At 64.1% G+C, this 13269-nt stretch carries 13 protein-coding genes; 6 read left to right on the top strand and 7 right to left on the bottom strand.

The window, feature by feature from the left end; all coding sequences use genetic code 11:
* Nucleotides 1–124: 124 nt before the first annotated feature.
* Both AC07R1_RS13320 and rhlE2 read left to right on the top strand, forming a co-directional pair.
* Complete coding sequence (locus AC07R1_RS13320; RefSeq protein ID WP_011063974.1) at nt 125–940, top strand: substrate-binding periplasmic protein; 816 nt, start codon at nt 125–127, stop codon at nt 938–940.
* A gap of 223 nt (nt 941–1163) precedes the next feature.
* Nucleotides 1164–3032 (top strand): RNA helicase RhlE2, encoded by a 1869-nt coding sequence (rhlE2, locus tag AC07R1_RS13315; RefSeq protein ID WP_011063975.1) that lies wholly within the window; start codon nt 1164–1166, stop codon nt 3030–3032.
* A 299-nt stretch (nt 3033–3331) separates the two neighbouring features.
* Here rhlE2 and AC07R1_RS13310 read toward each other — a convergent pair whose 3' ends face one another.
* Together AC07R1_RS13310 and AC07R1_RS13305 are read right to left on the bottom strand one after the other, a co-directional pair.
* The gene (locus AC07R1_RS13310; protein WP_011063976.1) at nt 3332–3928 is read right to left on the bottom strand and encodes a YceI family protein; all 597 of its coding nucleotides are present in this window, start codon (nt 3926–3928) and stop codon (nt 3332–3334) included.
* Nucleotides 3929–3960: 32 nt separating this feature from the next.
* On the bottom strand, nt 3961–4512 hold the full coding sequence (locus AC07R1_RS13305) for a cytochrome b (RefSeq protein WP_011063977.1): 552 nt from the start codon (nt 4510–4512) through the stop codon (nt 3961–3963).
* A gap of 317 nt (nt 4513–4829) precedes the next feature.
* Here AC07R1_RS13305 and AC07R1_RS13300 point away from each other — a divergent pair, with 317 nt between their 5' ends.
* Nucleotides 4830–6236, top strand: coding sequence for an adenosylmethionine--8-amino-7-oxononanoate transaminase (locus tag AC07R1_RS13300; protein ID WP_495110598.1), 1407 nt, complete (start codon nt 4830–4832; stop codon nt 6234–6236).
* A gap of 83 nt (nt 6237–6319) precedes the next feature.
* Nucleotides 6320–7039, top strand: a complete 720-nt coding sequence (locus AC07R1_RS13295) for a 16S rRNA (uracil(1498)-N(3))-methyltransferase (RefSeq protein ID WP_011063979.1) — start codon at nt 6320–6322, stop codon at nt 7037–7039.
* Between the two features lie 16 nt (nt 7040–7055).
* On the opposite strand, the gene AC07R1_RS13290 is transcribed toward AC07R1_RS13295, so the two are convergent.
* From AC07R1_RS13290 to AC07R1_RS13280, 3 genes are read right to left on the bottom strand one after another with little or no spacing between them, the layout of a single operon-like run.
* Complete coding sequence (locus tag AC07R1_RS13290; protein ID WP_011063980.1) at nt 7056–7958, bottom strand: transporter substrate-binding domain-containing protein; 903 nt, start codon at nt 7956–7958, stop codon at nt 7056–7058.
* A 28-nt stretch (nt 7959–7986) separates the two neighbouring features.
* The gene (locus AC07R1_RS13285) at nt 7987–8337 is read right to left on the bottom strand and encodes a RidA family protein (RefSeq protein WP_011063981.1); all 351 of its coding nucleotides are present in this window, start codon (nt 8335–8337) and stop codon (nt 7987–7989) included.
* Nucleotides 8338–8357: 20 nt separating this feature from the next.
* Complete coding sequence (locus AC07R1_RS13280; RefSeq protein WP_072443595.1) at nt 8358–9599, bottom strand: D-amino acid dehydrogenase; 1242 nt, start codon at nt 9597–9599, stop codon at nt 8358–8360.
* 107 nt (nt 9600–9706) lie between these two features.
* Between AC07R1_RS13280 and AC07R1_RS13275 the strand changes: the two genes are divergently transcribed.
* Nucleotides 9707–10612: a LysR family transcriptional regulator gene (locus AC07R1_RS13275; RefSeq protein ID WP_495110597.1), complete on the top strand. Its 906-nt coding sequence runs from the start codon at nt 9707–9709 to the stop codon at nt 10610–10612.
* A gap of 75 nt (nt 10613–10687) precedes the next feature.
* On the opposite strand, the gene trhA is transcribed toward AC07R1_RS13275, so the two are convergent.
* Nucleotides 10688–11305: a PAQR family membrane homeostasis protein TrhA gene (gene trhA / locus AC07R1_RS13270; protein ID WP_011063984.1), complete on the bottom strand. Its 618-nt coding sequence runs from the start codon at nt 11303–11305 to the stop codon at nt 10688–10690.
* Between the two features lie 155 nt (nt 11306–11460).
* Here trhA and AC07R1_RS13265 point away from each other — a divergent pair, with 155 nt between their 5' ends.
* Nucleotides 11461–12378: a LysR family transcriptional regulator gene (locus tag AC07R1_RS13265; protein ID WP_015637350.1), complete on the top strand. Its 918-nt coding sequence runs from the start codon at nt 11461–11463 to the stop codon at nt 12376–12378.
* 126 nt (nt 12379–12504) lie between these two features.
* Here the strand turns inward: AC07R1_RS13265 and madM are convergent, their stop codons facing one another.
* Nucleotides 12505–13269 carry a malonate transporter subunit MadM gene (gene madM / locus AC07R1_RS13260; protein WP_011063986.1) on the bottom strand — a complete coding sequence of 255 codons (765 nt, stop codon included), beginning with the start codon at nt 13267–13269 and terminating at the stop codon, nt 12505–12507.

Below are 13269 nucleotides of genomic sequence, written 5' to 3'. Positions count from 1 at the left end.
CAGGCTGCAACCCAAGCTCCGGGCCCTGGTGAAAACCGGGGCCTTTTTGTTTGCAGCAGCCTTGAGCTAGAGCGTCCGGAACTGCCTCTAGCAATTGCATGATCTCTCGTCGTAATCTCCAGCAATGTCCGTCATAGCCCGGTTGCTGACCACCTTTCTCTGCACTTGCCTGAGCCTTGCCGCCCATGGCGAGAAGCTGCGCATTGTCACCGAACCCTGGGCGCCCTATGTCTATGAGGAAAATGGCACGGCCAAGGGCCTGGACTACGAAACCACCGCCATTGTCTTCCAGCGCCTGGGCATAGAGGTGCAGTGGCAGTTCCTGCCCTGGAAACGCTGCCTGGCGATGCTGGAAACCGGCCAGGCCGATGGCGCCCTGGACATCTTCCACAGCGACCAGCGCGACGGCACCCTGCTCTACCCCAACGAGCCGCTCTCGGACGTGGAGTTCGTGATGTTCTATGCCAACCAGCGCCCACACCCGTTCAAGCGCCTGAACGAACTCAAGGGCCTGACCATCGGCACTTCCCCCGGCTATCTGTACAGCGACGATTTCAGCAACTCGACCCTGTTCAACCGCGAACCGGCCCCCACCCACGAAGCCAATTTCGGCAAGCTGCTGCTGGGGCGGATCGACCTGCTGATTACCGACAAACGGGTCGGCCAGCACCTGCTGGACAGCCTGGGGCTGCGTGACCAGGTCAGCCAGAACCCCACTGTCATCAGCCGCCAGAGCCAATACCTGGCCGTGCGCCGCAATGCCGGCATGGACCTGCTGGTACAGCGCTTCGGCGCCGAACTGAAGCGCTTCAAGCGCGAACCGGCCTATGCCCAACTGAGCGCCAAGTACGGTGCTGAACCTGCTCTGCCGCCGGTCAGGTCTTCATCAACCCGCGAGTCAGAAAAAACCGTTGAGCAGCAGGAAAGCAGCGCACACTGATTGCTCTGTTATACTCCGGCCTCCCGCCAGGCTCACGCCCGGACGCTGGACCCTGTTCAAGGCCTCTCCACCCCGCTACGGCGCAGCCAACCGGCCCGCGCGAGCCGCCGGTGAATGACCCTTCAGGCCAGCAGGACCGGACGGGATTGCGTCCTCTTAAACGCCATTCACGCCCGGCAAGATTATCCCTTTGGGCCAAGCCCTCACTAAAACAGGATTACTCATGTCCTTTGCTTCCCTCGGTCTCTCCGAGGCTTTAGTCGGCGCCATCGAAGCCGCCGGCTACACCCAGCCTACTCCGGTGCAACAGCGGGCCATTCCCGCCGTGTTGCAAGGTCGCGATCTGATGGTCGCGGCACAGACAGGTACTGGTAAAACCGGCGGTTTCGCCCTTCCGATCCTGGAACGGTTGTTTCCCAACGGTCATCCGGACAAATCCCAGCGTCATGGCCCGCGCCAACCCCGCGTACTGGTCCTGACCCCCACTCGCGAGCTGGCCGCGCAAGTGCATGACAGCTTCAAGCTGTACGCCCGCGACCTGAAGTTCGTCAGCGCCTGCATCTTTGGCGGCGTCGGCATGAACCCGCAGGTCCAGGCCATGGCCCGTGGCGTCGATGTGCTGGTGGCGTGCCCCGGCCGTCTGCTGGACCTGGCTGGCCAGGGCAGCGTCGACCTGTCCCACGTGGAAATCCTGGTTCTCGACGAAGCCGACCGCATGCTCGACATGGGCTTCGTCCATGACGTCAAGAAAGTCCTCGCCCGCCTGCCGGCCAAGCGCCAGAACCTGCTGTTCTCCGCGACCTTCTCCAAGGACATCACGGACCTGGCCGGCAAGCTGCTGCACAACCCCGAGCGCATCGAAGTGACCCCGCCGAACACCACGGTGGAGCGTATCGAGCAGCGGGTCTTCCGCCTGCCGGCCAGCCACAAGCGTGCGCTGCTGGCGCACCTGATCACCGCCGGCGCCTGGGAACAGGTCCTGGTGTTCACCCGGACCAAGCACGGCGCCAACCGCCTGGCCGAGTATCTGGACAAGCACGGCCTGAGCGCTGTGGCGATCCACGGCAACAAGAGCCAGAACGCCCGTACCAAAGCCCTGGCCGACTTCAAGGCTGGCGAAGTGCGGATCCTGGTCGCCACCGATATCGCCGCCCGCGGCCTGGATATCGACCAATTGCCTCACGTGGTCAACTTCGAACTGCCTAACGTCGACGAAGACTACGTGCACCGTATTGGCCGTACCGGCCGTGCCGGTCGCTCCGGCGAAGCCATCTCCCTGGTGGCTCCGGACGAAGAGAAACTGCTGAAAAGCATCGAGCGCATGACCAAGCAGAAGATCGCCGACGGTGACCTGATGGGCTTCGATGCCAGCGCAGTGGAAGCCGAGAAGCCGGAAGTGCGCGAGCGTCCGGACGTGCGCAACCCGCGCAATCCCCGTGGCCCACGCGGCGATGGCCCGAACGGCGGTGGCGGTGGTGGCGGTCGCAAGGACAAGGGCAAGGACAAGGGCGGCAAGGAAAAACCCGCCCGTGGCGAACGCCCGGCCCGCGAGCAGAAGCCTCGTGAAGGCACCCCGGCCCGCGAACAGCGTCAACCGACGCCCCGTGCCGATCGCGCACCGGACGAGTTCCTCGACGACGACGTGGACAACTTCGGTAACCGCGCTGACTACGTCAGCCCGTACCAGAACAAGAACAACCAGGGCCGCGGCCGCCGCCCAGGGGCTCCGGCCCAGGGTGCAGGCGCTGGCAATCCGCCACGCGGCGGTGCCGGTGGTGGCCAGGGTCGCTCCGGCAACCCGCGCAACAGCAACGGCAGCACCACCGGCACCGCGCCGGCCAAGCGCAGTGGCGGCCCGCGCAACGGCGCCCCTCGTGACAGCCAGGGCCGTCGCGACGAGCCGCGCAATCGCCGCCCGAACCGTGACGATCAGCCACGCCAGGAACCGGCCGTGCAGAATCCTCGGGGCAACCAGCCGAAGATCATGCACAAGGAATCCAAGGCCGATCGTTTCCCGACGCCTGAGCAGCTGGATCAGTTGCCAAGCCGTCCACGGGGCGAAAAGCCGGCGCTGCTGACCCGCAACCGCTGAGCCTCGCGCTGAAATGAAAAACGCCCCTGGCCGCAAGGCCCGGGGCGTTTTTCATGGCGGCTGGTCGAGGGCGTTTCTGTAGCCGCTGCCGCAGGCTGCGAACGACGGGTAACCCGGCGCGAGGATCTGACCGGTTTACCGCATTTCATGACGGGCAATAAAAAACGCCCCCGGTTTGTGGTCGGGGGCGTTTTTTTGCTTTCGCAGGTTGCGACCAGTCCTATAAGGGCTGTGCGGGGGAGATCGCGAAGGCCCTGCGGGCCTTGTCGCAGCCTGCGGCAGCGGCTACAGACGAAGCATTACTTCGCTTTCACGCCTTCGAAGCTGATGTACAGGTCAACATTGTTGGAGGCCGGGCCCAGGTCCATCATCTTGCCGAAATCCTGGCGATTGATGCTGGTGGTACCTTCGAAGCCGGCACGGTAGCCGCCCCATGGGTCCTTGCCTTCACCCAGGAAGGTGGCCTTGACCACGACTGGCTTGGTCACGCCATGCAGGGTCAGGTCGCCGGCCACGTCAGCGGTCAGCTTGCCGTCGGCGTTCTTGCCGGTGGGCTTGACGCTGGTGGAGACGAACTTGGCGTCGGCAAACTTGCCAGCGTCCAGGAAGTCCTTGCTGGTGATGTGCTTGTCACGTTCGGCGTGGTTGGTGAACACGCTGGCGGTGCGCACGTTGACTTCGATCTTGGCGTCTTCCGGCTTGGCCGCGTCAAAGCTGAACTTGCCGTCCAGGTCCTTGAAGGTACCGGTGATGAAGCTGTAGCCCAGGTGGCTGATCTTGAAGTCGACGAAGGCGTGCTGGCCTTCCTTGTCGATCACGTAGTCCGCTGCCATCACTTGACCGGCCGCCAATACAGCAGATCCGATTGCCAGAGCGGCGAGAGTCTTTTTCAACATGCTTTCTATTCCTTTTGAGTCAAGGTTGAACATCAGGCTTTGCGACCCAGCATACGGGTAAGGGTCGCATCACGATCGATAAAGTGGTGCTTCAGCGCAGCCAGGCCATGGATACCGGCAAAGATCACCAGTGCCCAGGCCAGGTACAGATGCACCACACCTGCTACATCTGCCTGGTCCGGTAGTCCGGAGATCAGGGCAGGAACTTCAAACAAGCCAAACACCGGGATACCCACGCCGTCGGCGGTGGAGATCAGGTAACCGGCAATCATGACCGCGAACAGGCCGAGGTAAAGGAACGCGTGCCCCAGCTTGGCCCCCAGGCGGGTCAGCGGCCCATGGTTGGCCGGGGCCGGCGGCGGTGGGCTGACCCACCGCCACAACACCCGCAGCAGCATGATTGCAAACAGTGTCAGGCCGATACTCTTGTGCAGGTCCGGCGCGTCTTTGCGCCAGGTGCTGTAGTAGTCGAGGCCGACCATCCACAGGCCCAGGGCGAACAGACCAAACACCGCCAGGGCCACGCCCCAGTGCAGAACAATGCTGACCCAACCATAGCGAGAAGAAGAATTACGTAACTGCATCAGTTGCATCCTGTAAGAAACGCAGATCAAGACTAGCGATTTACCTATCGAATTAAAGCGGAATTTTTTGCTTTGAAATATCGAGAAATACGATCAGTAGTCTGGACCGAGCGCGTTAAGAAAAGATTAAGCCTCACGCCAAGCCAGCCTCCTTGCTCCCTCATGCCGTGCCCTGGGTCTTGCAGGCGGCGTCTTTGCACCTGACGCATCACGCCGTGGCGCGTCTTGCACAATAGGTTGTCCCGCGGCCATGCATTGCATAGGCTTGCCCGATTGTTCGCCCGCGCCGTTGGTGGGCCGCTTCCAGGAGACTGTACATGGGCCTGAATAACCAGTGGATGCAACGCGATCTTGCGGTGCTGTGGCATCCCTGCACCCAGATGAAAGACCACGAACAGCTGCCGTTGATCCCCATCAAGCGAGGCGAAGGCGTCTGGCTGGAAGACTTCGAAGGCAAACGCTACCTGGATGCGGTCAGCTCCTGGTGGGTCAATGTGTTCGGCCACGCCAACCCGCGCATCAACCAGCGCATCAAGGACCAGGTGGACCAGCTGGAACACGTGATCCTCGCCGGCTTCAGCCACCAGCCGGTGATCGAGTTGTCCGAGCGCCTGGTCAAGATCACCCCCGAAGGCCTGACCCGCTGCTTCTACGCCGACAACGGTTCGTCATGCATCGAAGTGGCGATGAAGATGAGCTTTCACTACTGGATCAACCGCGGCCAACCGAACAAGAAGCGCTTCGTCACCCTGAGCAACAGCTACCACGGCGAAACCATCGCCGCCATGTCAGTGGGCGATGTGCCGCTGTTCACCGAGACTTATAAGGCCCTGCTGCTGGACACCCTCAAGGTGCCGAGCCCGGACTGCTACCTGCGGCCCGAAGGCATGAGCTGGGAAGAACACTCGCGGAACATGTTCGCCGCCATGGAGCAGACCCTGGCCGAGCACCACGAAACAGTGGCCGCGGTCATAGTCGAGCCGCTGATCCAGGGCGCCGGCGGCATGCGCATGTATCACCCGGTGTACCTCAAGCTGCTGCGCGAAGCCTGCGACCGCTATGGCGTGCACCTGATCCATGACGAGATCGCCGTGGGTTTCGGCCGCACCGGCACGATGTTCGCCTGCGAGCAGGCCGGCATCCGCCCGGATTTCCTGTGCCTGTCCAAGGCCCTGACCGGCGGCTACCTGCCCCTGGCCGCATGCATGACCACCGACGATGTCTACAGCGCCTTCTACGACGACTACCCGACCCTGCGCGCCTTCCTCCACTCCCACAGCTACACCGGTAACCCGCTGGCCTGTGCCGCGGCCCTGGCGACCCTGGATATCTTCGAGCAGGACAATGTGGTGGAGATCAACCACGCGCTTGCCCGGCGCATGGCCAGCGCTACCGCGCACCTGGTGGACCACCCCCACGTTGCCGAAGTACGCCAGACCGGCATGGTCCTGGCCATCGAGATGGTCCAGGACAAGGCCAGCAAGACCGCCTACCCCTGGCAGGAACGCCGCGGCCTGAAAGTCTTCCAGCACGCGCTGGAACGCGGCGCCCTGTTGCGTCCCCTGGGCAGCGTGGTGTATTTCCTGCCGCCGTACGTGATCACCCCGGAACAGATCGACTTCCTCGCCGAAGTCGCCAGTGAAGGCATCGATATCGCCACCCGCGACCAGGTCAGCGTGGCGGTGCCCAAGGACTTCCACCCCGGCTTTCGCGATCCGGGCTAGAGCAGGTCGTTAGTTGTGGGGAGGGAGCTTGCTCCCTCGCCACAGAACGCTTTCCACCGATTCACATTCAACAGAGAACCCAGATGAGATTGTCCCGCTTTTTTATCGACGCCCCCCTGAGCCTAGGCGAACACGAGTTGCCGGAAGCCCAGGCACACTACATCGGGCGCGTACTGCGCATGGCCGAAGGTGCTGCCCTGCAGGTGTTCGATGGCTCGGGTACCGAGTTTCGCGGGGCTCTGGTGGAAGTGGGCAAGAAGCGGGTTCGGGTCCAGCTGAATGAAAGCTTCGCCGGCCAGCAAGAATCACCGCTGCGGATTCACCTGGGCCAGGGCCTGTCCCGGGGCGAGCGCATGGACTGGGCGATCCAGAAGGCCACGGAGCTTGGGGTCAGCGAAATCACCCCGATCTTCAGCGAGCGCTGCGAAGTGCGGCTCAAGGACGAACGCGCCGACAAGCGCCTGCTGCACTGGCGCCAGGTGGCCATCAGCGCCTGCGAACAGTGCGGCCGCTCACAGGTCCCGGTGATCCACCCACCCGTGCTGCTGGCGGACTGGATCAAGCAGGCCCGGGCCGACCTGAAGCTAGTGCTGCACCCCGTGGCCCAGCCCCTGGAAAGCCACGCCAAGCCTGCCAGCCTGGCGTTCCTCATTGGCCCTGAAGGCGGCCTGACAGACGCCGAAGTGGAACTGTCCCACAGCGCCGGTTTCCTCCCCGCACGCCTGGGGCCGCGGGTGCTGCGTACCGAAACCGCACCGGTGGTGGCCCTGGCCGTGGCCCAGCAACTGTGGGGCGACTTCTAACCCCTCCTGGTGGTGGCTATTGCACCGGGTCGCTGGTGGGTTGGGCGATGATCGCTTTGAGTTCACTGGTCATGGGGAATTCCAGGTTCAGGCCCTTGGGCGGAATCGGCTGCTGGAACCAGCGCTGGTAAATGCCGTTGATCTCCCCGGAGCGGTACAGGTCCGCCAGGGCGCCATTGACCAGGGCCAGGAACTGCGGGTCATCCTTGCGCACCATGCAGCTGTAGATCTCCCGCGACTGTTCTTCCCCCACCACCACCCAGTTGTGCGGATCCCGGGCCTTGGCCCGCTCGCCGTACAGCAACGCATCGTCCATGTAGAACGCCGCCGCACGCCCCGACTGGAGCATCTGGAAGGCCTCGCCGTGGTCCTTGGCGCTGATCACGAACATGTCGATCTTGTGCTCGACGTTGTAGCTCTTGAGAAAGCGCTCGTTGGTGGTCCCCGCCGTGGTCACCACGTTCTTGCCCCGCAGGTCGGCGAAGCTCTTGATCCCGCTGTCCTTGGCGGTCAGCAACTGGCCTTTGACGTAGATGAAACCGTAGGAAAACGCCACCTGCTTCTGCCGCTCGGCCGTCACCCCGGTGGAACCGCACTCCAGGTCCACGGTGCCGTTCTGCACCAGGGGAATGCGGGTCTGCGAGGTCACCAGGTTGTATTTCACCTTCAGGTTGGGCAGGTGCAACTGCTGCTGGATGCGCTCCACCACCTTGCTCGCCAGCTCCACGGAATAACCCATGGGCTTGCCGCTGTTATCCCCCACGTAGGAAAAGGGCACCGAGGCATCGCGATAACCCAAGGTAATACTGGCGCTGTTGGCGATCTTCGCCAGGGTGCCCTGCAGAGGCGCTTCATTGGCCTGGGACATGGCGCTGAACAGCAGCCCCAAGGTGCAGCCGAGCAACGTGATCTTATGCATTGTTATTCTCCGTTGTGGGTAAGGGCAGTTAGCGGCGGGCCGCGATGATGCTGATTTCGACAAGGATCTGCGGGCGCGCCAGGGCCGCCTGCAAGGTGGTGCGCGCCGGCGCCTGGCCGGGGGACAGCCAGGCCGACCAGACTTCGTTCATCACCGCGAAATCGGCCTGGATGTCCTTGAGGTAGATCGTCGCGCTGAGCAGGTGCTCCTTGTCGCTGCCGGCCTCGGCCAGCAAGGCGTCGATCTTCTCCAGCACCTCGCGGGTCTGGCCGCCGATATCGCTGCTGGCCCCCGGCACCTGCCCGGAAAGAAACACCAGTCCGGCAAAGCTCACCGCGCCACTCAGGCGCTCGTTGCTGTGGATACGCTGGATACTCATCTGAAGACTCCTTTTAACGTTCAGGCAACGCGGGGCGCCAGGCCCTGCATGTCGATACTGGTGCAACGCTGGCCGATCAGTTCGCCCAGCAATTGGCCGCTGCCACAGGCCAGGGTGAACCCCAGCGCGCCGTGGCCAAGGTTGAGCCACAGGTTGCGGTAGGCGGTGGCCCCGATCAGCGGCACGCCGCTGGGGGTAGCCGGACGCATGCCGGCCCATTCCACGGCTGCCTGATAGTCACCGGCCTCGGCGAAGGTCTGGGCCGCCTGACGGCGCATCAGGGCCAGGCGGCCGGGGTCTGGCGCCGGGTCGAAACCGACGATGTCGACCATGGCCGCCACCCGCAGTTGCTGGCCGATACGCGCATAGACGATCTTGCGGTTGTAGTCGGTGATGCTGATGTCCGGCGCCCGGTGCTGCGGGCCGATGGGCACGCTGAGGCTGTAGCCCTTGAGCGGATACAGCGGCAGTTGGAGCCCGGGCAGGCGCAGTTCGGCGCTGCGGTGCCCGGCCGCCAGCACCAGTTGGTCCACCGGCAACACGCGCTCCCCCAGGTCGATGGCCTGGACCTTATCCCCCCCATGGTGAATGCCCCGCACCCGCTGGCCCAGTAGGATTTCGCAGCGCCCGGAAGCGCGCAGCCGCGTGGCCAGTTGCTGGCAGAAGGCGTGGCAGTCGGCCACTTCTTCATCCGGGGTATAGATACCGCCGACGAAGGGCGTATCCCCCAGGGCCGGTTCCAGGGCCGTGCATTCGGCGGCGCAAAGCACCTGTTGCTGGCCGCTGTCCGCCAGGTTGTGCCGGGCGTGCTCGAAGCTTTTTTGCTCGCGGAAAGTCACCAGCTTGCCGTTGCGCCGCCAGTCGAAGCCTTGTAGGCCATCCTCTTCGCGCCAGCTTTGCAGGGTGCTCTGGCTGAGCAGCGCCAGGCGCAACAGGTGCGCGCCATTGCGCCGGTTCACCGAGTGCCGGCAAGCACCGAGGAACCCCGCCAGCCAGCGCCACTGCGCCGGGTCCAGGCGTGGCCGCAGCTTGAGCGGAGAGTCGCCCTTGAGCATCCAGCCCAGGGCCTGCCAGGGCACCCCGGCATCAGCCAGAGGCGCCACATAGCGATAGGACAGCTGCCCGCCGTTGGCGAAACTGGTCTGGCTGCCCAGGGACTCCTGAGCCTCCACCAGGGTCACCTCAAAGCCCTGGCGGACCAGGGCGTAGGCACTGGCCAAGCCGATGACGCCCCCTCCAATGATGCAAACCCGCTGACTCATGACTGCCCCTGGCCTGTTGGTCGATGGCCCAAGGTTAGGGGCAGGTGACAGGCGCCGGACAATGAATAAAGATGGACCTCCCATAAACAAAGGTTATGGACTGCCCCATGCGCCTTCGTCATATCGAGATTTTCCAGGCCATCCGCCAGACCGGCTCCATCAGCGGCGCAGCGCAGTTGCTGCATGTCTCCCAGCCGGCAGTGACCAAGGTTTTGCAGCACGCCGAACTGCAGCTGGGTTTCCCGTTGTTCCTGCGGGTGCGGGGCAAGTTGCAGCCAACCCCGGAAGCCCTGGAGCTGGAGCGCGAAGTGGACAAGGTTAGCGAGAGCCTGCAAGGGGTACGGCGCCTGGCCCAGAACCTGCGCCGGGCTCCGGGCCACAGCCTGCGCATCGGCGCCACACCGGCCCTGGCCCTGGCCTTGCTGCCGCCCGCCATCAGTGAATGGACCCGCCTTTACCCGGACAGCCTGTGCGAACTGTCCAGCGCCCATAGCCGCGAGCTGGTACAGAACCTGCTGATGCGCGAAATCGACCTGGCGCTGACCCTGCAACCCCCGGATCACCCGGGCCTGAGCGCCCAACCCCTGGCTCAGGGCGTGCTGGTGGCCCTGGCGCCGCTGGGCTTCTGGCCCGAACACAGCCGCGGCCAGCCCCTGGCGCTGCAGGAGCTGGCGGACGCACCACTGATTGGCCTGAGCAGCGCCGACCCGTTGTCAGCCCGGCTCGACAGCTACCTCAAGTCGGTGGAGCCGCCGCCGCGGGTGAGCATTGCCGTGCAGACCTATTCCCTGGCCCGGGCCATGGTCGAGTCCGGCGCCGGGCTGGCTCTGATCGACCCCTTCACCGCCCTGGGCGCCTCAACGGCCAACACCGCTATCCGCCCCTTGAGCCCGCCGCTGCCAATCACCCTGTACGCCGTGACCCGCGCCGCAGAACCGCCGCCCCACACCCTGGCCAGCCTGCTGGAAATCTTCGCCCGCCAGGCCCAGGCCCAGCTCGACCGCCACTTGTAGGAGCTGGCTTGCCAGCGAAGGCGTCCGCCAGCACGGTGCTAATCCAGAGGACCCGCTGCGCCGGCCAGCCGGCCGCTACAGGACGTAGAACAGGATCGCGACGAAATGCAGCAGGCTGCCGGCGATCACGAACAGGTGCCAGATGCCGTGGGCATGGCGCAGGCGGCTGTCGAGGGCAAAGAAGATGATGCCCACGGTGTACAGCACCCCGCCCGTGGCCAGCCAGGCGAAGCCGGCTGGCCCCAGGGCCGCCAGCAGCGGCTTGACCGCCACCAGGACGATCCAACCCATCACCGCGTAGATCACGATGGAGAGAATCCGCGCCTCGGAGCGCGGCTTGATCTCCTGGAGGATGCCGATCAGCGCCAGCCCCCAGACGATGCCGAACAGGGTCCAGCCCCAGGGCCCGCGCAGGGTCACCAGGCAGAACGGCGTGTAACTGCCGGCAATCAGCAGGTAGATCGAAAAATGATCAACCTTCTGCATGATGTTCTTCGCCCGTCCGCGCACGCTGTGGTAGACCGTGGACACGCTGTAGAGCACCAGCAAGGTGAAGGAATAGATCGCCACGCTGACGATCTTCCACGGGCTGCCATCCAGGCTGGCCAACACCACCAGCCAGATGCCGCCGATAAACGCCGCGATTGCCCCCAGCAGGTGGGTCCAGGCGTTGAATCTTTCTCCGTGATACATCAGTCGCTCACCCTTGAAACATTGAAAAAACACGCAAGGCTCAGGCCTGCAGCTTGAAAGCGCAATATGTCTATTGGGGCGCGGCCGAGAAAAAACCAGCGGCCACGTCCTGACCGATCGGGCATCATCAGCCCCTCCTCAGCAGAGTCCGGACCATGCTCATCGACGAAGAGTTGACCCTGAAAAAGCTCGAAGTGTTTCTGGCCTTCATGCGCACCGGCAACCTGGCCCGCGCCGCCGCCGAGTTGCAGACCAGCAATGTCAGCGTGCACCGGGCCATTCACTCCCTGGAAAATGCCCTGCGCTGCCCGCTGTTCAAGCATGAAGGGCGCAACCTGACGCCCCTGGAAAGCGCCTTCGTCCTGGAGGAACGGGCACAGAAGCTGGTGCAGGACGTGGTCGAGAGCGTGCGCCTGACCCGCGAAGCGGCGGGCTTTTCAGCAGAACGCTTCAAGCTCGGCGCACTTTACTCGCTGACGGTGAAAACCGTGCCGCAGCTGATCATGGGCCTCAAGCTGCGCCGCAGCGAGCTGAACATCGACCTGATCCTGGGCTCCAACATCGACCTTTTGTACAAGCTCAAGAACATGGAGGTGGACGCCATCCTGATTTCCCTGGACGACAGCGCCCATGACCCGGACTGCGAGCAACTGCCGTTGTTTTCCGATGACATTTTTCTCGCCACCCCCGCCGATTCGCCCTTTGCCCAGCAGAGCGAAGTGGACCTGGCCGACGTGCGCGACGCCACCTTCATCACCCTGACCCAGGGCTTTGCCACCCATCAGGACGGGGTGCGAGTGTTCAAGCAGGCGGGGTTCGAACCCAAGGTGGCGATGCAGGTCAACGACATCTTCACCCTGCTGAGCATGGTCAGCTCCGGGGTCGGTTATGCGTTGCTGCCGGGGAGGATCGCGGCGGTGTATGAGAACCGCGTGAAACTGATACCACTGCAGGCGCGCTACCGCCTGCAGCAGCATATCGGCGTGGTGTTTCTCAAGGCCAAGGAGCGCGACCCGAACCTGTTGGCGCTCCTGGCCGAATGCCGGATGTACGCCAACCGCCAAACCCCCTAGAAGCCGGCTCCTGCACGAAATCCGCGATGCACTCGCCCCGTAGGAGCTGGCTTGCCAGCGAAGGCGTGCGCAAGAACAGCGCATGCCTCACGGGCCTCTTCGCCGGCAAGCCGGCTCCTGCGGGGGTTAGCCCACCAGGCCGCGGACGATGAAGAACAGCAGCGATGGCCCCAGCAGGCAGCCCAGCCCGGTGTGGAAGGTGGCGGTCAGGGCTCCGTAGGGCACCAGCCGCCGGTCCGTGGCTGCCAGCCCCGCGGTCACGCCGCTGACGGTGCCGGCCAGGCCACCGAAGACCATCGCCGAACGCGGATTGTCCAGGCCCATCCAGCGCGCGGCCATGGGCGTACCCACCATCACCAGGATCGCCTTGATCAGGCCCGTGGCAATCGACAGGGCCACCACGTCGGAGCTGGCACCAATGGCTGCGCCGGTCACCGGGCCGACGATATAAGTCACCGCGCCGGCACCAATGGTGGTCATGCTCACCGCATCGCGATAGCCGAAGGCCCAGGCGATGCTCGCGCCGACAATGAACGGCAGTACCGTACCCAGCAGCAGCGCCACGGCACCGATCATCCCGGCCTTGCGCGCCTCGGTGGCTTGTACTTCAAAGGCCGTGGCGACGATGGCGAAGTCCCGCAGCATGGCGCCCCCCATCAGGCCGATGCCGGAAAACAGCGCCAGGTCCGCCAGGCCCTTCTGACCACCGGTCAGGGTGCCGCCAACCCAGGCCAGGACCAGGCCGATGACAATGGCAATGGCCGATCCGTGTACCCGGCCGAACGTCAGGCGCTTGGACAGCAGCACCGAGACCCACATGATCACTCCGACGAAGGCGAAGGCGGTGACCAGACCGTTGTGCTCCAGGCCTTTCTCGATCAGATCCCACAT

Source organism: Pseudomonas sp. GW821-FHT07F01 (assembly GCF_059418825.1).
The sequence above is the reverse complement of the archived record's forward strand: the minus strand, read 5'-3'. Positions and strand labels throughout refer to the sequence as shown.